This is a genomic window from Robiginitalea biformata HTCC2501 (genome assembly GCF_000024125.1).
In the GTDB taxonomy this organism is placed as follows: domain Bacteria; phylum Bacteroidota; class Bacteroidia; order Flavobacteriales; family Flavobacteriaceae; genus Robiginitalea; species Robiginitalea biformata.
The window spans coordinates 3,201,696-3,220,921 of record NC_013222.1 but is presented as its reverse complement, the minus strand read 5'-3'; the positions used below and the strand labels follow the sequence as shown (position 1 = coordinate 3,220,921).

The following is a 19,226-nucleotide window of genomic DNA, read 5'->3' as shown; positions in this document are numbered from 1 at the left end:
CATCAAACCGGTTGTTTTTTTGCTATTTTTGCAAAAATTCTCCGGATACAAGGTGTCAAAATAGGAATATGTCAAAATTTGAATTGAAATTGCCGCAGATGGGGGAAAGCGTTGCCGAGGCAACCCTGACCTCCTGGCTGAAAGAAGTAGGAGACGCCATTGAGGCGGACGAGGCTGTCTTTGAGATTGCCACCGACAAAGTCGATTCGGAAGTGCCGAGCGAAGTGGACGGCGTATTGGTGGAAAAGCGCTTCGAGGTAGACGATGTGGTCAAAGTGGGCCAGGTGGTGGCGGTGATTGAACTCAACGGCGAATCCGACCAGCCGGATGCCGGGAGGGAAGCAGCGGGATCCCCCGATGCGGAGGCCTCCCCCGGGTCGTCAGACACCCCCGGGAAACAAGCGGCTGCAAAGGAATCCTCCGGGCAGGCGGAAGCGGCTGCGGCCTTTGTGGAGCAGGGCGAAAAGACAGCCCGGCCGGCCCCTGCGCCGGTTTCGCACGGAGACCGGTTTTATTCGCCCCTGGTGCGGAATATGGCCCGGGAGGAGGGGATCGGCCAGGAAGAACTCGACCGCATCCCGGGTACCGGAAAAGAAGGCCGGGTAACCAAAAGCGACATGCTGGCCTACCTCGAGTCGCGCGGACAGGAAGGGGCCGTCCGTTCGGAAAGCGAACCCCGGGAGGCAGCAGCAACCGAAGCAGCAGGTCCGGCAATGGCGGCAGCCCCCGAAAAAGGCCAGGCGCCCAAGCCTGCAGCGGCGGCGACGGGTTCCCCGGTTTCCATATCCGAAGGGGACGAGGTTATCCCGATGAGCCGCATGGGGAAACTGATCGCCAAACACATGGCCGAAAGCGTATCGACCTCGGCACACGTCCAGAGTTTTGTGGAAGTGGATGTGACCCGCATTGTGGAATGGCGGGATCGCGTCAAGGCGGATTTTGAAAAGCGGGAAGGGGAGAAGCTGACCTTTACCCCGATCTTCATGGAGGCCGTTGCCAAGGCGTTGAAAAAATTCCCCATGATGAATATCTCGGTAGACGGCGACCGGGTGATTAAGAAAAAACAGATCAACCTGGGCATGGCAGCCGCCCTGCCGGACGGCAACCTGATTGTTCCGGTAATCCGGAATGCGGACCAACTCAACCTGGTAGGTATGGCCCGGGCGGTCAACGACCTGGCCACCCGCGCCCGGAACAACGCCCTGAAGCCCGACGAGGTCCGGGACGGAACCTACACGGTAACCAATGTCGGGTCTTTCGGCAGCGTATTCGGTACGCCCATCATCAACCAGCCCCAGGTGGGCATCCTGGCCCTGGGGGCCATCCGGAAGGTCCCTGCCGTCATCGAGACGCCTTCGGGGGATTTCATCGGTATCCGTTCCAAGATGTTCCTTTCCCACAGCTACGACCACCGCGTGGTCAACGGCGCCCTGGGAGGTTTATTCGTCAAGGCGGTAGCCGATTACCTGGAGGCCTGGGATACGGAACGGGACGTATGACCCTGAAGCACACATTAGGCACTGACGCATACAATTAACCGCTTTGCGGACAATGAACTTTATAATACCTGTAAACCCCTGTATTTTCCAGGCATAAACAGGCCCGACCTAATCCATTAGCATGAAACTGAACCTGAGTAAGCCCATTTGTTTTTTTGACCTGGAGACCACGGGGACCAATATCGCTACCGACCGGATTGTGGAGCTCGCCATCCTGAAGGTATTCCCCAACGGGAACAAGGAAAGCAAAACCTGGCTGGTCAACCCCGGGGTGCCCATCCCCGAGGAGGCGTCCGCCATCCACGGCATCACGGACGAAAAGGTGGCTGGCGAGCCCACCTTCCGCGAACTGGCCCGGGAGGTTTACCAGATGATCCAGGGGTGTGACCTGGCGGGTTTCAATTCCAACCGCTTCGATATCCCCCTCCTGGCGGAAGAGCTTCTGCGGGCCGGGGTGGACTTTGATATGAAAAATGCCGTTTCCGTGGACGTGCAGACTATTTTCCACAAAATGGAGAAGCGGACCCTGGCTGCTGCCTACCAGTTTTATTGCGGCAAGGAGCTGACCGATGCCCACAGCGCCACAGCGGATACCCAGGCTACTTACGAAGTATTGCTCTCCCAACTGGACCGTTACTCGGAACTGACCAACAACGTGCAGGAGCTGGCGGCGTTTTCCACCCACAACGACACCGTGGATTTTGCCGGGTTCATCCGTCGGGATGAAAACGGGGAGGAGGTTTTCGGGTTCGGGAAGCACAAGGGCAGGAGCGTCCACGAGGTATTGGAGCAGGAACCCGGGTATTTCGGGTGGATGCTCAATGCCGACTTCCCGCTGTACACCAAGAAAGTACTCACCCAGATCAAGCTCAGCAAGCTCAACAACAAACTCGGATAACCCCCGGGGCTCGCGCCCCTGTCGCCTAAGCCGGCTTCATATTGAAATACGGACAGCATTATGAAACTCATCTGCGTGGGGCGCAACTATGCCGCCCACATCGAGGAACTCAAAAACCAACGGCCGGATTCCCCCGTGCTCTTTATCAAACCGGACTCGGCTATCCTGCCCCGGGAACAGGATTTCTATATCCCGGAGTTTACACGGGAGGTGCACTACGAGGTGGAATTGCTGGTGCGCATCGACAAGGTGGGCAAACACATTGCCCCGGAGTTTGCACCCGGCTATTACAGCCAGGTGAGCGTTGGCCTGGATCTGACCGCCCGGGATGTACAGCAATCGCTCAAGGAAAAGGGCCTGCCCTGGGAAAAGGCCAAAGGCTTTGACGGGTCGGCGGTTATCGGGGAGTGGGTGCCCAAATCCCGGTTCACCGGCAAAGAATACCTGGAATTTACCCTGGAGTGCAACGGACGGGTGGTGCAACGCGGGGATACGCGGCATATGCTCTGGCAAACGGATGAGCTCATCGCCTATATCTCCACCTTCTTTACCCTGAAAAAGGGGGATATAATTTTTACCGGAACCCCGGCCGGTGTTGGACAGGTACAGCCAAATGATTACCTTGCCGGCAAGTTGGAAGGGAAGGAGCTTTTCTCCGTAAATGTAAAGTGATGATTTACAATCTCGACAAAATCAATGAAATGGCCGACGGGGATTCCGATTTCGTACTGTCGGTGGTTTCGGTGTTCCTGGAAGAAGTGCCGGTCGATCTCAGGGAATTGGAAACTGCTATCGCGGCATCGAATTACGAGCAGGTATACAAACTGGCTCATAAGATCAAGCCCAACGTGGACCTGCTGGGAATGGAACAGACCCGGGCGATAGCCCTGGAAATAGAAACCCTGGGGAAGAGCGAGGGGAATATGGAGACTATTCGCGAACGTTTCCCGGTATTGAAACGGGACGTGGAACAGGTGATCGGGGAGCTCAGGAACGATTTTGACGTCTGATGTACGCCGAGATACTGACGATTGGCGATGAAATCCTCATCGGGCAGATCGTAGATACCAATTCGGCATTTATTGCCGCCGAACTTCATAAAATCGGGGTGTCCGTGTACCAGATATCCTCGGTGCAGGACAATCGCGAACACATCCTGACCGCCCTTAAGGAAGCAGAGTCCCGGGCGGACATCGTTATAATTACCGGGGGGCTCGGGCCTACCAGGGACGACATTACCAAACACACGCTTTGCGAGTACACCGGAGACCGCCTCCGGGAAGATAAGGAGGTACTCCGCCATATTGAATACCTGTTCAGCAACTATATTTCGACCCCGATTTCCGACCTGAACCGCAAACAGGCCCTGGTACCATCCCGGGCCGATGTCCTGCACAATGCACACGGCACGGCCCCGGGCATGTGGTTGAAAGGCCGCCGGGGCGTGCTGGTTTCCCTGCCGGGTGTCCCGTTTGAGATGAAGGCCCTGTTCACGGAACACGTGGTGCCGCGAATCATCGCCAGCTACGACCGACCGGTATTGCTGCACCATACCCTGATTACTTACGGCCTGGGGGAAAGCGCGATTGCGGACCGGATTGAAACCTGGGAGGATGCCCTGCCCGGCCACATCCGGTTGGCCTACCTGCCCAACCTGGGCAAGGTGCGGCTACGCGTGTCCGCCCGGGGTACCGACCCGGAGGCCGTTCAGGAAGATTTGGACCGCTACGTGGGGGAACTGCGCGACCAATTGGCAGATATTCTTTTCGGGGAATCGGACGGGGAAGCCCTGGAGGCTACCCTGGCCAAGCTTTTCACCGCCCGCGGGGCTACCCTGGCTACGGCAGAGAGTTGCACCGGCGGGGCTATCGCCGCCCAGTTGACTGCTGTCCCGGGCGCTTCGAATTTTTTCCTGGGCAGTGTGGTGAGTTATGCCACCGGGGTTAAGAAAGACGTGTTGGGCGTGGATCCGGGACTGATAGAAGCCCATTCCGTGGTGAGCCCGGAAGTTGCCGGGGCCATGGCGGAAGGAGCCCGGAAGGTGCTGGGGGCGGATATCGCGGTAGCCACCACGGGTAACGCCGGGCCTGCCAAAGGCGAATCGGATGCCGCCGTCGGGACAGTGGCCATCGCGGTCAGCGGCCCCGGGGGGACGCGTGCCGAAGTGTTCACCATGGGCAACCACCGGGAGCGGATTGTCCGGAAGTCCGTCCACAAGGCCTTTGAGATGCTTCGGGAAGAAATCCTAAAATTCTAAAAAAGAAGTTTGGGTGTACGCGAAAAATGCCGTAAATTTGCACCCTGTTTTGAACCAAGAAATTGTAGCGCAATGTCTAAAGTCTGTGAACTTACCGGGAAACGAGCCCAATTTGGCAATAACGTTTCGTTTTCGATCAACAAGACGCGTCGGAGATTCGATGTAAATCTTTCAAAGAAGCGTTTTTATATCCCGGAGGAGGACCGCTGGATTACCCTCAAGGTATCGGCCCGGGCATTGAAGGCGATTAACCGGAAGGGGATTTCGGCAGTGCTCAAGGAGGCAAAACAGAAAGGTATCATCCAATAAGTCATCAGACACTAAAGCGATTGCACCATGGCTAAAAAAGGCAACAGAGTACAGGTGATCCTGGAGTGCACCGAGCACAAGGAATCCGGCATGCCCGGGACCTCCCGCTATATCACGACCAAGAACAAAAAGAATACGCCGGACCGGCTCGAATTGAAGAAATTCAACCCGATCCTCAAGCGTATGACTGTTCACAAAGAGATAAAATAAGGAAACATGGCTAAGAAAACAGTAGCAACGTTACAATCATCGTCCAAGCGGCTGACCAAGGCTATCAAAATGGTCAAGTCTCCGAAAACAGGGGCGTATACTTTTGTGGAGGCAGTAATGCCGCCCGAAATGGTGAATGACTGGCTCAACAGTAAATAAGAGCATTGCATATATAGAGTGAACCGCCTTCCTTCGGGAGGGCGGTTTTTTTTTTACCTGTGCCAGCCGCCGTCACGAAGATTATTCAGGAACCCAGGGCGGTAAATGTTGGACGGTCCCGGGTCTCCCGCGGGTTGGGGAGGGGAATCGTTAAAATGCTATCTTTGCCCAACAGCACGCCATCCCATGAGTTTATTCAAGAAAATCTTTTCCTCAGAGAAAAAGGAGACCCTGGACAAGGGGCTCGAAAAATCCAAGACCAGTTTCTTTTCCAAACTCGGCAAGGCCGTGGTAGGGAAGTCCAAGGTGGACGACGAAGTCCTGGACAACCTGGAAGAAGTACTCGTGACCTCGGATGTGGGGGTTGAGACCACCCTGAAAATCATCGGGCGCATCGAAGAACGCGTGGCCCGCGACAAGTATGTGGGCACGGACGAGCTGGACCGGATCCTCCGGGAAGAAATTGCCGGGCTGCTCGAAGAAACGCATTCGGGGGAGGCTGCCGAAGTAAGCCTGCCCGAAGTGGAGGGTCCCTACGTGGTGATGGTCGTGGGCGTGAACGGGGTCGGGAAGACCACCACCATCGGCAAGTTGGCGCACCAATTCAACCAGCAGGGCAAAAAGGTAATCCTCGGCGCGGCAGATACCTTCCGGGCGGCAGCCATCGAACAACTGGAAATTTGGGCAGAGCGCGTGGGGGTACCCATTGTCAAACAGCGCATGGGAAGCGACCCGGCCTCCGTAGCTTTTGATACGCTGAGTTCCGCTGTGGGCCAGCAGGCCGATATAGTCCTGATCGACACGGCCGGGCGGCTGCACAACAAGGTGAACCTGATGAATGAATTGACCAAGGTGCGCCGGGTAATGCAGAAAGTTATCCCGGGTGCACCCCATGAAGTCCTGTTGGTGCTGGACGGTTCCACCGGGCAAAATGCCTTTGAGCAGGCCCGGCAATTTACGCGGGCCACCGAGGTCAATTCCCTGGCAGTCACCAAGCTCGACGGCACGGCCAAAGGGGGCGTGGTAATCGGCATTTCGGATCAGTTTGGGATTCCGGTGAAATATATCGGTGTCGGGGAAGGGGTTGAGGACCTGCAGGTATTCAACAAATACGAATTCGTGGATTCTTTCTTTAAACGACAGTCTTGAAGCTCCTGCTCTGGATCGGACTGATGTTGATGCTGACTTGCGCGTATGCCCAGTTACGTCACCCAAAGGCGAGCCCGGCACAGGAAATCCGCCAGGAGATTGGGCTGTGCAGTATCGGCGTCTCCTACTCGCGCCCGGCTGTTCGCGGACGGGAAATATTCGGGGAACTGGTGCCCTATGGCAGGATCTGGCGGGTGGGAGCGAATGAATCGACGAAAATCAGGCTGAGTTGCCCCGTTTTGGTTGCCGGGAACCCGGTGCCTGCCGGCACTTACGCCCTGTATGCCTTCCCGGAGGAAACCGCCTGGGAGGTGGCGTTTCACCGGGATACCACGCATTGGGGGGACGGGCGGGATGCCTACAACCCCGCCGAGGACCTCTTCCGCTTTGAGGTATATCCGGAGGTCGCTTCGGAAGGCAAAGAGAATTTCGAGATCAGCTTTGACAGCATCCGGCACGACGGGGCCCAAATGGTCTGGCACTGGGACCATACCCGCATCCGCATCCCGATTGCGGTGGATACCCGAAGTGCCATGGAGGCGGAAATCCAACGGGCACTCTCCCGGGATCCAACGGCCCAGACCTATTACGAGGCTGCCCGCTACCTGCAGGAATCAGGCAGGGACACCGACCGCGCCCTGGACTATGTAGACCGCGCCCTGGAACTCGGGGGCGACACGTATTATTTTCACCGGGTCCGATCCCTGCTCCTCGCCCGGAAAGGTGCCCTGAAAGAAGCCATCCGGGCGGCCACACGGTCCATGGAGCTCGCAAGGGCAGAGGGCAAGGATGAATTTGTTCGCATAAGCAAAAGGAATATCGAACTATGGAAAAACCAGCTAGCATCCGAAGGCGGATAGTATTTGTATTGGGCATTTCGTCCCTGATGGCATGTGCCGCCCTTCAATTTTCCTGCAAGGACGGGAACACCTCTGCAGATCGCGCCCGGGAAGATGTTCCCGAGCGCATTTGGGAGCCCTATGACGACGCCTCCGAGGTAGCGGCCAATGCCGATCACCCCAACCGGAGGATGCGCTATAAGCTGATTCAGTCCCGGGTTACCGACAAGAACGATATCTTCCGGCCCTTATACGCGGAGGCGCTTTCCCTGGACCCCGCCCGCTACCGGGAGTTACGAGGCCTCATTCTGGGGCGTTCCATACCGGAAATCCAGGAGCAAATCCTTGGCGGTACCCTGACCTATGAGGAATTGACGCGCTTTTTCCTCTATCGGATCTACACCTACGAATTGCCCCATGCCACCACGCTCAATACGGTCCTGGCCATCAACCCGAACGCGCTGGAGGAGGCCCGTAAAAAGGACGAAGTCCTGCGCCTGGTGCCGGACGCTGAGCGGCACCCGGTCTTCGGCATGCCGGTCTTACTCAAGGACAATATCGACACGGAATCCATGCCGACTACCGCCGGGGCAGTGGCCCTGCAGGAGAACCGCACGGAAGATGCATTTATCGTGAACCAGCTGCAGATGAACGGGGCTGTGATTCTGGGGAAGGTGAACCTGAGTGAATGGGCCTACTACTTTTGCGACGGATGTCCGGTGGGTTACAGCGCTCTGGGCGGCCAAACCCTCAATCCTTACGGGCGCCGCCAATTCGAAACGGGAGGCTCCAGTTCGGGAAGTGGCACGGCCGTGGCTGCAGGATATGCCATGGGGGCCGTGGGGACCGAGACTTCCGGCTCCATCCTGTCTCCTTCCGGCCAAAACTCCGTAGTGGGCCTCAAGCCTACCGTGAGCCTGCTGAGCCGAACGGGAATCGTGCCGATTTCATCCACCCTGGATACCCCGGGCCCGATGGCCCGTACGGTTACCGATGCGGCCATCCTGCTCGACGCCATGCGGGGCTATGATTCCGAAGACCCCGTTGCACTGGAAACCCCTACGCTGATAAACGGACACCGGGTGGAACCTGTTGCCCTTGCGGGCCGCCGCTTTGGTATTTTTGAGGCCATTTCCGAGTCGGATTCCCTATACCGCCGCGCCATCCGGGTATTGCGGGAGGCCGGTGCGGAAATCATCCCGATTACCCCGCCGGAAACAGACCTGGATGGCTTTTCGAAACTGCTTAATGGGGATATGCGAAAAGACCTGCCCGCCTACCTCCAAAAACGCGTTCGCAACCGGGATGCCGTGCGAATTTCCGACGTGGCCGACCTGGTGGCCTTTAACAGGGAGGACAGCCTGGTCCGTGCGCCCTACGGGCAGGGAAGGCTGGAGGGAATCCTCGGGGATACAACCGGCCCGGAAGACCTCGAGGCTCTCAAAGCACGCCTTTTGGCAGCCGGTATGGATTATTTCACGGTACCCTGGAATGCCCATCAACTGGACGCCGTGCTATCGGTGAACAACCGGCATGCGGCCTATGCCGCCCTGGGGCGCCACCCCGCCCTGTGCGTGCCCATGGGGTATCGCGAAAGCGGGGAACCAGCCGGGCTCACCTTCATTGCCCGTCCCTTCCAGGAGAAGCAATTGCTCGAATTGGGCCGGGCATTTGAAATGCGTTTACCGGTCCGAAGGATGCCGGAGGGGTATGCCGATTAAAAATCAGAGGTTCATATAGGCACTGAGGTGCTGCCAGAGCGTATTGTCAAAACTGGAGGGTCCTGCCAGGCTCTCCCCCGCATCGTCCCCCATCCGGATAATGACGAGTTCCTGAGAAGGCACAATATAGAGTTTCTGGTCGTTCTTGCCCAGCCCGGCAAGGAGGTCGGAAGGAGCCTGCGGCATCAGCTCCCCGGGGAAGACCACCTGGGACGCGGGTAACATATAGCTGCTTTTCCCATTGAGCCACCACAGGTAGCCGTATGAGGCGTTCAACGACTGGGACGGCGTCAGCATGTCCTCCAGGAAATCCCCGTCTTCCAGGATTTCAGTATCCCCCCAGCTGCCGCGTCCGAGAACCAGGAGCCCGAACCGCGCCATGCTGCGGGCCGTGCTGAAATACACATTGTTGCTGCCATTGGTGCTGAACCATAGGCCGTCCATGCCAATTCGGTTGCGCAGGCGGGAGTTGAAAAAGGCGGTGAAGCTTTCCGAGGTCCCTGCCGCCACCACGGATTGCAGCAAAGTATACGGGCCATTGTGATAGGCCCATCGCTCCCCGGCATCGGCCAGGTACTCAAGGCAACCCGGACTGACGCAATCAAATGCCAGGTCGTTCAGGCCCGTGGTCATCCGGAGCTGGTCCCCCACGGTGATCAGGGCTTCCTTTTCGGCCGGGGCCGAAGTCCATCCCGCGCCGAGGTAGTCGGAAGTGGCGTCCCCCGTGTCGATAAAGCCTTCCTGCACGGCCAGGCCTACAGAGAAGGCCGTAAGTGTTTTTCCCGCTGAGGCCCAGTACCAAAGGCTGTCCCGGGTAAACGTCCCGAAATACGTCTCTTTGGCTATGCGTCCGGATTTCAGGATAATCAGTGCACGGGTACCGCTGGAAGCCAGGAATGTATCGAGATCCGACTCGGCTGCGCTGTCCCAGCCCAGGTCGGAGGGGTCTGTGGTTTCCCATTCGGCAAAGCTGACCGGATCCGGAAAGTAGCGTCCGGTTTTCGCGGGAGGCGTGGTATCGGCCGGTTCCGTATCCGAGGTGCACGAGACGCCCGCTGCCAACAGGACCAACAGGGTTGCGGCAGCTGCAATTGATATCTTTTTACCGGGCCAATACATATACAAATAACGAATTCCGCGCCATTTTCGTCTCCCGGGAGCCGAACTTCCTGCCGTAGTTCGTACTTTTGCGCCCCAATCAACGATTTGGCATGCGGACAAAATCTTCCAAAAAGAACCGGATAAACGTGGTGACCCTGGGTTGCTCCAAAAACCTCTACGATTCCGAGGTGCTCATGGGGCAGCTGAAGGCCTCTGAGAAAGACGTGGTGCACGAAGGGGAGGGGAATATCGTTGTGATCAATACCTGCGGGTTTATCGCCAATGCCAAGGAAGAAAGCGTCAATACCATCCTGGAATACGTCCGGCAGAAGGAAGACGGCCGGGTAGACCAGGTCTTCGTGACGGGCTGCCTGAGCGAACGCTACAAACCGGACCTGGAAAAGGAAATCCCGGATGTGGACGCCTACTTCGGCACGCGCGATCTGCCCCGGCTCCTGAAAGCCCTCGGGGCGGATTACCGGCACGAACTGGTAGGGGAGCGGCTCACCACAACCCCGGCCAACTATGCCTACCTGAAAATCGCCGAAGGGTGCGACCGACCCTGTTCATTTTGCGCTATCCCGCTGATGCGGGGCGGGCATCGCAGCCAGCCGGTCGAAGACCTGGTCCGGGAGGCGGAGTCCCTGGCAGCCAAAGGGGTCAAAGAGCTCATCCTGATAGCCCAGGACCTTACCTATTACGGGCTGGACCTGTATAAGAAGCGGGCCCTGGCCGATTTATTACGCGCCCTGGCGAAGGTTGAAGGCATCGAGTGGATCCGCCTGCACTACGCTTTCCCCACCGGTTTTCCGATGGATGTTCTGGAGGTCATGCGGGCTGAACCGAAGGTCTGCAACTATATCGATATCCCGTTGCAGCACATTTCCGACCCCATCCTCAAAAGTATGCGGCGCGGAACCACCCGGGCAAAAACAACCCGGCTCCTGGAGGCTTTTCGGGAAAAGGTTCCCGGGATGGCTATTCGCACAACGCTGATAGTGGGATATCCCGGGGAGACCGATGCAGATTTTGAAATCCTGAAAGAATGGGTGCGGGAGACGCGGTTTGAGCGCCTGGGCTGTTTTACGTATTCCCACGAGGAAAATACCCATGCGTTCAACCTCGAAGACGATGTTTCCGAAGCGACCAAACAAGCCCGCGCATCTGAGATTATGGAGTTGCAGGCCCAGATTTCCTGGGAGCTGAACCAGGAAAAGGTGGGGAAGACCTTTCGCTGTATGATCGACCGGCAGGAAGGCGGGTATTTTATAGGGCGTACGGAATTTGATTCCCCGGATGTGGACAACGAAGTGCGCGTGGATGCCGCAAAACATTACCTGAGGGTTGGGGATTTTGCCGAAATCCGGGTGACCGAAGCGGGAGATTTTGACCTGATCGGCGAACCGGTGGCCTAGCGTATTCCCGTGGCGCCGGGTTACCCGGATTGCTGAGAAGCTTCGGCTTTCTCCGAGTTGCCGGAATCCTGGTTTTCTGAATCCTGGTTTTCTGAATCCTGTCCGTCGGTATCCGTTTCCCCTTCCGTATCCTCCGAATCCCCGGCCTCTTCGGCCCGGTTGCGCTCGTTGCGCAGGATGTTCAGCTTTTTCAACTTGGCCTTCCAGTTGGCCAGCGTTTTCTTTTGCCGGTCGATGTTGGCGATCACATCCTTCACCAGCGGGTTGTCCTCGGAGGGATCCGAGAAGAATTCCAGGTTATTCTCCAGCTGGCGGATGGCGCTTTTGTTTTCCTCGATTTTCTTTCGGACAAATTGGCGTTCCTGCTCAATGGCGCGGGAATCTTCTTCGTCGGACAGCTTCTGGATCTTGTTGCCGTATTTCAGGATATCCGCTTCCGCCTTGCTGACTCCCATTTTCCGGAAGAGCGCATCCAGGATCTTGTAGAATTTGGCATTCAGGTGTTTCTTGTTGCCCGGTATCCGGCCGACACCCTTCCATCGGCTCAGGAATTCCTGGATGTTTTTCAGGTCCGCTTCCCGCTTTCCGCTCAGGTTGAAGCCTTTCAGCTCGTCGAGAATTTTTTCTTTCTGCTCCAGGTTTTGACGTTCCGATGCATTGGATGAATTCCTCCGGGCGTGGAGCCGGTCGAAGTAGTGGTTACAGGCTGTTTTGAACTCCTTCCAGATTTTGTCCGAATATTTGCGGGGGACATGCCCAATCTGCTTCCACTCCTGCTGGATTCGTTTCATTTCCGGGGTAGCCGCATCCCAGTCCTCGCTGTCCTTGAGCTCCACCGCGCGGGCGAGCAGGGCGCGCTTTTTCTCCAGGTTCTCCTGTTGCTCTTTTTTCAGGTTCTTGTAATAGGCATTCTTGGTGCGGTTGAATTTCCGCACAGCCCCCTTGAATGCCGACCAGGTAGCCTCATTGTCCTGCTGGGGGACTTTCCCCGCCTGGAAAAATTTCTCGCGCAGGGCCTCCACCTGGCGGATCTGTTTTTGGATGGCCCGATGGCTGGAAGCGACGTTATCCGCAATTTCGGCGATTTCGGCAATGAGTTGCTTTTTGGTCTCGAGATTCGCCTCGTGCCGTTTCTCCAGTTCCCGGAAATGGTCCTGCCGGCGTTGGTGGATGGTCTTGGTTGCGGCGCTGAAACGATCCCAGATTGCTTCCCGTTGATCCTTGGCTACCGGCCCCACCTCTTCTTTCCAGATTTTGTGCAGTGTCTGTAATTCCCTGAATGCCTTGTTGAGGTCCGGTTCCCCGGCAAGTGCTTCGGCCCGTTCAATCAATTTTAGCTTTTCCTCCAGGTTGTGTTTGAAGTCCAGGTCCCGCAATTCCCGATTCAGGTGGAGGAAGTCGTAGAAGATTTCCACATGGTGGTGATAGGTCCGCCAGACGTCGTTGTACTGGGTGCGGGGTACCGGGCCTGCCTGCCTCCAGCGCTCCTGCAGGTCCTTGAAGTGCTGGTAGGTGGTGTTCATGTCCTCCTCCATATTCACCAGGCCTTTGAGCTCTTCGATAATTTCCTGGCGGATGGTCAGGTTTTTCCGGAGGTTTTGTTCCAGTTCTTTGTAGTACTGGTTTCGTTTTTCCCGGTATTCCGCGTAGAGTTCGTTGAATTGCCTTTTGGTTACCGAGTTATACCGAAAATCCGCTTCGTTTCCGCCACGATCTACGAATTCCTCCTTTTTCTGCTCGATAAATTCCTGGAATTTCTGGTCGAACTCCTGTTTGATCCCGTCTACATGGCGCCGGATGGCCTGTACCTTTTCTGTCCTGAGCAATCGCTGGAGTTCGCCCACGAGGTTTTCCATAGAAAGGGCGTGGTAATCCAGGAAGGGAATCTGGTGGCGGCGTTCGTTTTCCGAATCCTCGGCGTCCTCAGCGTTGGAATCGTCTATTTCCTTTTCCGAGTCATCTGCGTCGGCAGGCCCTGCTTCCGGCCCTTCAACCTTTTCCCCGGTCCCGGTTACGGGGTTCTCGGCCTCCCCCGTTTTACCCTTTTTATCCACTTCACCCGCTTCACCCGCTTCGCCCGACGAGCCTGTAGCCGGACTTCCGGACGGATCCGGTTTACCTGGTGTTTCTTCCCCCCCTGCAGCTTCGTGCAGTTCTTTGTTTTCCTCTTCGGACATGCGATAGATTTTTCAGTGCCTGCTCGGATGCCTTTCTAAGATACTAACAAGCGGCCGAGAAACAAAAGTATTCCTGCCTTCTTTTGGCTTAGTTGCCGGGTGTTGCTGCTGGTGCATTCCAGAGCTTCCAGGCATGTTCGGCCTGGATCTCCAGCATTTCCAGGCCGTTTTTGATCCGGCTGCCCCGGGAGCGGCCTTCGGAGAGGAAAGCGGTTTGCCCCGGGTTGTATATCAGGTCGAACAACAAGTGTTCGGGCCCCAGGGCTTCATAGGGGATTTCCGGGCGGGCGTCTGTATTGGGATGCGTACCCAGGGGCGTGGTATTTACCACAATCTGCACCTCCCGGAGGGTCGGGGCGTCGAGCCCGGTATAGCTCAGTTGTCCGGGCCCGGGGTTCCGGGAGACATATCGGAAATGGATCCCGAGTTGTTCCAGGGCATGGGCCACCGCCCGGGAGGCCCCGCCGGTACCGAGGATCAATGCTTCCCGGTCGGCGGGCAGCAGCAGGGGCCTGAGCGACTCGCGGAAACCGGTGACATCCGTGTTGTGCCCGGTGGTGATTGAACCCTGCAGGCAAATGGTGTTTACCGCCCCGATCCGGGCCGCTTCCGGGGCAATATGGTCCAGAAAGGGCATGACAACCTGTTTATAGGGGATGGTTACATTCAGGCCCTTCAGGTCCGGGTATTCCCCGAATAAGGCCGGAAATTCAGAAATGTCGGCCAAATCGAATATCTGGTAGGTATAATCCTCCAGCCCCAGTTTGCGGAATTTCTCGCCAAAGTATCCCGGCGAAAACGAATAGGAGATGTCTTTCCCGATAAGCCCGAACCTATGCATTGCGTTTGCGGTTTTTGCCGTACCACTCCAGTAAGACCAGGATACCGATACCGACCCCGATAAACACCAGGGCCCAGAGGTTTTCCGGATTCCCCGTGTCTGGCAGGTAGCGCTCGTAGTTGCTGATGATTTTATCCCCGTTGGAATCGAGCAGGGGCTGCCCGTCAGGTCCGGTAAGGAAGATTGTTCGCTTCCACGGCCATACCACCCCGAGCGAACCGGTAATAAAGCCGATAATCACGGCGGTGGTCAGGTGTTTGTAATGCTTGAGTACATAGCCCAGCAGGTGCGACAGGGTTACCAGGCCGGCAGCCGAACCGGCTGTGAAAACCGCCAGGATACGCAAGGTGTTCAGTCGGTCGCTGTTGCTGATAAAACTGAAATCCCCCTGGAATACTTCGATCAGCGTGTCGTAAAGCGCATTGACCGAGTCCACCAGCAACAATACGTAATTCCCCAGGAGAATCAGTATAAACGACCCGGAGAGCCCCGGAAGGGTCATCCCGGATACGCTGATGATGCCGCAGAAAAATATAAACCAAAGATTGTCGTTTTCCCGGGCCGGGCTCAGGAAGCTGATGGATATCCCGATGAGCAAGCCGAGCACCCCGGCCGGCACGGTGCGCCGATTCCAATGCTCGTAGTCCTTGGAAATAAAATAGATCGATCCAATGATCATCCCGAAAAAGGCAGACCAGACGTAGAGTTCTTTCCGTTCAAGGAAGTAATCGAGCAGCTGGGAAACGCTGAAATAGCTAAAGAGCATCCCGAGTATCAGCAGGGAGAGGAACGGCCCGTTTACGTACCGGTAAAAACTGCGGAACCTGCCGCCGATGATCAGTTTAATTGCCTTTACGTTGAATTTTTGCAGGGAATAGATAAACTCCTCGTAGAACCCGACCACGAAGGCGACAATCCCCCCGGAAACCCCGGGGACCTTGTTGGCGGCTCCCATGGCGAGTCCTTTGATAAAAAGCAGGAACTTATCCGATATGGTTCTGGGCTGGTGCATCAGGCGGTATCGTTTTTCCGGTCGGCAACCCGTTCCAGCAGGAAGATCAGGGCGAACCCCAGGATGGCCAGCAGGACGGCCTGCCAGAGCATCGGGTTGCCTTCAAAGTTCCAGGGCGCTACGTTCGCCTCCCGGATAACCACGGCTTTATCGTCAAACATCCGGGTTTCGAGCACCTGTTTCCAGGGCCAGATTTTCTGCAGGGAACCGATGATAAAACCAGTCAGCAGGGCCAGCGTCCCGTTGCGGAACCGCACGAACATCCATTTGAGCAGCCGGGCAAAACTCAGCAACCCGAACACGGCTCCCAGGCCCAGGGCCAGGAGAACGGCCAGGTCGCGCTCGTGGATCGCGTCGAGAGCGGTTTTATACCCCCCGAGGAGCACCAGGATAAAGGCACCGGAGATTCCCGGCAGAATCATCGCACAGATGGCCAGTGCCCCGCAGAGGAAGAGGTAGGCGAGGCCGAATTCCGGATCGGCGGCCGGGAGGGAAACCACCAGGGTGGCCAGGGCAATGCCCGCCAGGAGCATGACCCAGACGGCCAGTCGCCAGCGGTCGATTTGCCGGGCGACGTATAGGATGCTGGCCAGTACCAGGCCGAAAAAAAATGCCCAGAGCAATACGGGGTGTTCTGCCAGCAGGTAGCTGAGCAGGCGGGATAGCGACAGGACACTGATGACGATCCCGGCAAAAAGGGCGAGCAGGAAATTCCCGTTCAGGGCTTTCCAGAAGGCGCCGAACCCGTCGGACGACCAGACGCGCAGCAAGTTCGGACGTATATTGTCGATGGAGGTGATCAGTTCCTCGTAGATGCCTGATATAAAGGCAATCGTGCCGCCTGATACCCCCGGAACCACGTCGGCAGCGCCCATGGCCATGCCTTTGAGCATTACCCAGAAATAATGAAGCCTACTGCGGTTTTCCATAGCAATAAAAAAGCAAAAGTAGCTTTTTTATTTGGAAGCTTTCCGGCATTCGCCGATGATCCGCTGGGCCCATGAAGCCCCGTATAAATCCGGGTATTGTTTGCGGAATTGCCTGAGTTTTCCCGGGGCCTGCTCCATTGCGGTACGCAGGTGGATGCAAGCCATACGGTCCTTGCCGAGTATCCGGCAAACCCCGGCCATCAAATATTTCAGTTCGGCGGCTTCCGGGTGGAATTCCGCCCCCTGTTTAAGGACTTCGGCGGCGGCGGCCACTTCCTGGTTGGCGAGCAGTACCCGGGCCCACTGCAGCCAGGTACCCAGTTCGTAATTGCCCAGGTCCACGGCCTGCTTGTAGGCGAAATCGGCCTGGTCCAGTTCGCCCAGGGCCTGATGGATCCGGCCGCAACGCGTCCAGTACGCGGCGTTTTCCCCGTCGATATTGATGGCCTTGTTGATGTACTCGCGGGCCTTGGTGTAATTTTTCTTCCGGAAATAGTAATCCGTGATCGCCAACCACCCCTTGTCGAGCAGCGGATCTTCGTGCACCGTAAGGTAGTAGTAATCCCGGGCTTGTTCCTCCATCCCCAGCTTTTCGTGGCAACGGCCGATACGCAGGTAGGCGTGGGAGGTAGGGTCGTCCATCCGAGTGGTTACCAGGTAATTTTCGATTGCCTCCTGGTAACGTCCGAGTTTTTCCAGGACCTTGCCTTTTTCAAAGTACGCCCCCAAAAAGCTGTCGTCGGATATGATTGCAAAGTCGAAAGCCGCCAGGGACTCCTCCAGGAGGTCGATGGCGTCGTACTGCTTTCCGAGCTGGTGCCAGGCAACCTGGCAATACGGACTGGATTCCAGGTAATTGTTCAGGTACCGGATGGCTCCTTCGTAATCTTCCTGGAACTCGAAACAATAGACCACGTTGTACAGGGAGGCGTAGTCTTCGGGGTCTGCCTCCAGGCATTTCATAAAGCAGGATTGCGCTTTCCCGTATTCATCCAGGAAGAGGTATTCCATCCCCAGCAGGGAGTACACCTCAAAATCATTCTCGGATAGCTCCAGTGCCTGCCGGAGGAGCTCGATGGCACCCCGGTGGTTGTCTTTCTTGGAGCAGATATTGGCACGTTGGATAAAAATCTCCTCATTGCGGGAATCCAGGAGTTGCAACTGGTCCAGGATGAATTCCGCCCGGTCCAGTTTATTCTCGAAAACCAGTACCTCCACCTGGAGCAATTGCAATTCCAGGGAGTCCGGGTGCTGCTCCAGCCCCATGCGGATCGCCTTCTTGGCCAGGGCGATTTTTCCGTTGTTCAGATAGTGGTGGATAATCTCCTCAAAATCTTCAGAATCAAAGAAGTAGACCTCGTCGGTCTTCAGCATGGATTCAAATTTCAAGATGGAGTGGCTGGGTTGTTCATTCGGATCGAGCGTCATAAATATCCGTTTGGGTTCCGTATGGATTTAAAAATATTTTTTTGAGGGCTTGTAATGGGGTAACGGCGGGCTTTGTTATCAACAAATTAGTTAACAGGCGCCTTGGGACAGGTGTCGAGCAACTCCAGCAGCATCTGGCACCCCTTCCGGATTTCCTCCTCCGAGATGGTCAGCGGGGGCGTAATCCGGACGGCCCGGGGCTCGAAAAGGAGCCAGAAAAGCAGCAGCCCCCGTTCCATGCCCCGAAGGATAACATGGTCCGCTTCGGCCGGGTCGCTGAGGATGAGCGCAAGCATCAGCCCCCGGCCGCGAATTTCCTGGATGCGCGGGTGTCTCAGCAATTCCCGGAAAAGCATTTCTTTGCGGGTGATCGCTTCCATCAGCGTTCCCTCCCGGAGTACCCGCAGGGTAGCCAGGGCTGCCGCAGCCACCACGGGGTTGCCCCCGAATGTCGTGATATGCCCGAGCTTGGGGCGGTTACTCAGGGCAGTCATGTGCTCTCTCGAAGCGGTAAAGGCACCCACGGGCAATCCCGAAGCCATACCTTTCCCCATGACCAAAATATCCGGGATACATCGATAGTGTTCAAAAGCGAAGAGCTTGCCTGTCCGCCCGAATCCCGGCTGGATTTCATCCAGGATGAGCAGCGTCCCGGTTTGGCTGCACCGTTCCCGAACCTGCTGCAGGTAACCTTCCGGGGGTAGCAGGAATCCGGCACCGCCCTGGATGGTTTCCAGAACCACGGCTGCCGTTTTCCCGGTAATTTTGTCCAGGTCCCCGGCATGGCCGAAGCGGATGTGCCGGACATCCGGTAGGAGCGGGCGGAAAGGGGCCTTGCGGGATTCCAGGCTCATCAGGCTCAGGCTGCCCAGGGTATTCCCGTGGTAGGCGTCCCGGGCGGCGAGGATTTCGGACCGGCCGGTTACCCGTCTGGCGAGTTTGATGGCCCCCTCCATGGCTTCGGTTCCGGAATTTACCAGGTAGGTGGTTTCGAGCGGGGCCGGCAGGGCCGCGGCCAGTTCCCGGCAGAAAGCCACGGCGGGTTCCATGGCAAACTCCCCGTAAACCATTACGTGCAGGTATTTCCCGGCCTGTTCGCGTATGGCGCGGACCACTTCGGGATGGCAATGCCCGAGCGTGCAGGCCGACACCCCGGCGATCAGGTCCAGGTACTCCTTCTCCCGGTCGTCGTAGACATAACTGCCGGAGGCGCGCAGGATATTGAGGCCCAGGGGGTGCGGCGTAGTCTGTGCCTGGTATTTGAGGAAATCGTCATCCACGG

Annotated in this window: 19 protein-coding genes; 12 read left to right on the top strand and 7 right to left on the bottom strand. The window is 56.9% G+C overall.

The features are described from left to right. Positions 1-68: 68 nt before the first annotated feature. The 11 genes from RB2501_RS14280 to RB2501_RS14235 all read left to right on the top strand — a co-directional run bounded on the left by RB2501_RS14280 (position 69) and on the right by RB2501_RS14235 (position 9,041). Positions 69-1,499, top strand: coding sequence for a dihydrolipoamide acetyltransferase family protein (locus RB2501_RS14280; protein WP_015755572.1), 1,431 nt, complete (start codon positions 69-71; stop codon positions 1,497-1,499). Positions 1,500-1,620: 121 nt separating this feature from the next. Continuing rightward, complete coding sequence (locus tag RB2501_RS14275) at positions 1,621-2,397, top strand: 3'-5' exonuclease (protein ID WP_015755571.1); 777 nt, start codon at positions 1,621-1,623, stop codon at positions 2,395-2,397. 60 nt (positions 2,398-2,457) lie between these two features. After that, complete coding sequence (locus RB2501_RS14270) at positions 2,458-3,069, top strand: fumarylacetoacetate hydrolase family protein (protein ID WP_015755570.1); 612 nt, start codon at positions 2,458-2,460, stop codon at positions 3,067-3,069. Next, a complete protein-coding gene (locus tag RB2501_RS14265) occupies positions 3,069-3,407 on the top strand; it encodes an Hpt domain-containing protein (RefSeq protein WP_015755569.1) in 339 nt (112 codons plus the stop codon). Before RB2501_RS14270 ends, RB2501_RS14265 begins: the two co-directional genes overlap by 1 nt. Further along, positions 3,407-4,654, top strand: a complete 1,248-nt coding sequence (locus tag RB2501_RS14260; protein WP_015755568.1) for a competence/damage-inducible protein A — start codon at positions 3,407-3,409, stop codon at positions 4,652-4,654. Before RB2501_RS14265 ends, RB2501_RS14260 begins: the two co-directional genes overlap by 1 nt. Before the next feature lie 72 nt (positions 4,655-4,726). Continuing rightward, the gene (rpmB, locus tag RB2501_RS14255) at positions 4,727-4,963 is read left to right on the top strand and encodes a 50S ribosomal protein L28 (protein ID WP_015755567.1); all 237 of its coding nucleotides are present in this window, start codon (positions 4,727-4,729) and stop codon (positions 4,961-4,963) included. 27 nt (positions 4,964-4,990) lie between these two features. Beyond that, the gene (rpmG, locus tag RB2501_RS14250; RefSeq protein WP_015755566.1) at positions 4,991-5,173 is read left to right on the top strand and encodes a 50S ribosomal protein L33; all 183 of its coding nucleotides are present in this window, start codon (positions 4,991-4,993) and stop codon (positions 5,171-5,173) included. Positions 5,174-5,179: 6 nt separating this feature from the next. Further along, positions 5,180-5,332, top strand: coding sequence for a DUF4295 domain-containing protein (locus RB2501_RS16070; RefSeq protein ID WP_083760737.1), 153 nt, complete (start codon positions 5,180-5,182; stop codon positions 5,330-5,332). 186 nt (positions 5,333-5,518) lie between these two features. Continuing rightward, positions 5,519-6,481, top strand: coding sequence for a signal recognition particle-docking protein FtsY (gene ftsY, locus RB2501_RS14245; RefSeq protein WP_015755565.1), 963 nt, complete (start codon positions 5,519-5,521; stop codon positions 6,479-6,481). Continuing rightward, entirely contained in the window at positions 6,478-7,341 is an 864-nt protein-coding gene (locus RB2501_RS14240; RefSeq protein WP_015755564.1) for a DUF2911 domain-containing protein, read from the top strand. Before ftsY ends, RB2501_RS14240 begins: the two co-directional genes overlap by 4 nt. Then, positions 7,308-9,041 carry an amidase family protein gene (locus RB2501_RS14235; RefSeq protein ID WP_238528076.1) on the top strand — a complete coding sequence of 578 codons (1,734 nt, stop codon included), beginning with the start codon at positions 7,308-7,310 and terminating at the stop codon, positions 9,039-9,041. The genes RB2501_RS14240 and RB2501_RS14235 overlap by 34 nt, the downstream gene beginning before the upstream one ends. A 3-nt stretch (positions 9,042-9,044) precedes the next feature. Here RB2501_RS14235 and RB2501_RS14230 read toward each other — a convergent pair whose 3' ends face one another. Next, positions 9,045-10,160, bottom strand: coding sequence for a serine hydrolase domain-containing protein (locus tag RB2501_RS14230; RefSeq protein ID WP_015755562.1), 1,116 nt, complete (start codon positions 10,158-10,160; stop codon positions 9,045-9,047). A 92-nt stretch (positions 10,161-10,252) separates the two neighbouring features. Here RB2501_RS14230 and rimO point away from each other — a divergent pair, with 92 nt between their 5' ends. After that, a complete protein-coding gene (rimO, locus tag RB2501_RS14225) occupies positions 10,253-11,557 on the top strand; it encodes a 30S ribosomal protein S12 methylthiotransferase RimO (RefSeq protein WP_015755561.1) in 1,305 nt (434 codons plus the stop codon). Between the two features lie 20 nt (positions 11,558-11,577). On the opposite strand, the gene RB2501_RS14220 is transcribed toward rimO, so the two are convergent. The 6 genes from RB2501_RS14220 to RB2501_RS14195 form a co-directional block, all read right to left on the bottom strand. Next, entirely contained in the window at positions 11,578-13,734 is a 2,157-nt protein-coding gene (locus RB2501_RS14220; RefSeq protein WP_015755560.1) for a DUF349 domain-containing protein, read from the bottom strand. A gap of 88 nt (positions 13,735-13,822) precedes the next feature. Next, entirely contained in the window at positions 13,823-14,575 is a 753-nt protein-coding gene (locus RB2501_RS14215; RefSeq protein ID WP_015755559.1) for a shikimate dehydrogenase family protein, read from the bottom strand. Beyond that, on the bottom strand, positions 14,568-15,587 hold the full coding sequence (locus RB2501_RS14210; RefSeq protein WP_015755558.1) for a DUF368 domain-containing protein: 1,020 nt from the start codon (positions 15,585-15,587) through the stop codon (positions 14,568-14,570). The genes RB2501_RS14215 and RB2501_RS14210 overlap by 8 nt, the downstream gene beginning before the upstream one ends. Then, a complete protein-coding gene (locus RB2501_RS14205; protein ID WP_041327301.1) occupies positions 15,587-16,516 on the bottom strand; it encodes a DUF368 domain-containing protein in 930 nt (309 codons plus the stop codon). The genes RB2501_RS14210 and RB2501_RS14205 overlap by 1 nt, the downstream gene beginning before the upstream one ends. 27 nt (positions 16,517-16,543) lie before the next feature. Continuing rightward, positions 16,544-17,944, bottom strand: coding sequence for a tetratricopeptide repeat protein (locus RB2501_RS14200; protein WP_015755556.1), 1,401 nt, complete (start codon positions 17,942-17,944; stop codon positions 16,544-16,546). Between the two features lie 86 nt (positions 17,945-18,030). Beyond that, on the bottom strand, positions 18,031-19,224 hold the full coding sequence (locus tag RB2501_RS14195; protein WP_015755555.1) for an aspartate aminotransferase family protein: 1,194 nt from the start codon (positions 19,222-19,224) through the stop codon (positions 18,031-18,033). Positions 19,225-19,226: the final 2 nt, after the last annotated feature.

Coding starts and splice junctions, on each gene's coding strand:
- RB2501_RS14235 (WP_238528076.1), top strand. CDS start 7,308: ATGGAAAAACCAGCTAGCATCCGAAGGCGGATAGTATTTGTATTGGGC.
- rimO (WP_015755561.1), top strand. CDS start 10,253: ATGCGGACAAAATCTTCCAAAAAGAACCGGATAAACGTGGTGACCCTG.
- RB2501_RS14220 (WP_015755560.1), bottom strand. CDS start 13,734: ATGTCCGAAGAGGAAAACAAAGAACTGCACGAAGCTGCAGGGGGGGAA.
- rpmB (WP_015755567.1), top strand. CDS start 4,727: ATGTCTAAAGTCTGTGAACTTACCGGGAAACGAGCCCAATTTGGCAAT.
- RB2501_RS14270 (WP_015755570.1), top strand. CDS start 2,458: ATGAAACTCATCTGCGTGGGGCGCAACTATGCCGCCCACATCGAGGAA.
- RB2501_RS14215 (WP_015755559.1), bottom strand. CDS start 14,575: ATGCATAGGTTCGGGCTTATCGGGAAAGACATCTCCTATTCGTTTTCG.
- RB2501_RS14230 (WP_015755562.1), bottom strand. CDS start 10,160: ATGTATTGGCCCGGTAAAAAGATATCAATTGCAGCTGCCGCAACCCTG.
- RB2501_RS14265 (WP_015755569.1), top strand. CDS start 3,069: ATGATTTACAATCTCGACAAAATCAATGAAATGGCCGACGGGGATTCC.
- RB2501_RS14200 (WP_015755556.1), bottom strand. CDS start 17,944: ATGACGCTCGATCCGAATGAACAACCCAGCCACTCCATCTTGAAATTT.
- RB2501_RS16070 (WP_083760737.1), top strand. CDS start 5,180: ATGGCTAAGAAAACAGTAGCAACGTTACAATCATCGTCCAAGCGGCTG.
- RB2501_RS14275 (WP_015755571.1), top strand. CDS start 1,621: ATGAAACTGAACCTGAGTAAGCCCATTTGTTTTTTTGACCTGGAGACC.
- RB2501_RS14210 (WP_015755558.1), bottom strand. CDS start 15,587: ATGCACCAGCCCAGAACCATATCGGATAAGTTCCTGCTTTTTATCAAA.
- RB2501_RS14205 (WP_041327301.1), bottom strand. CDS start 16,516: ATGGAAAACCGCAGTAGGCTTCATTATTTCTGGGTAATGCTCAAAGGC.
- RB2501_RS14260 (WP_015755568.1), top strand. CDS start 3,407: ATGTACGCCGAGATACTGACGATTGGCGATGAAATCCTCATCGGGCAG.
- rpmG (WP_015755566.1), top strand. CDS start 4,991: ATGGCTAAAAAAGGCAACAGAGTACAGGTGATCCTGGAGTGCACCGAG.
- ftsY (WP_015755565.1), top strand. CDS start 5,519: ATGAGTTTATTCAAGAAAATCTTTTCCTCAGAGAAAAAGGAGACCCTG.
- RB2501_RS14280 (WP_015755572.1), top strand. CDS start 69: ATGTCAAAATTTGAATTGAAATTGCCGCAGATGGGGGAAAGCGTTGCC.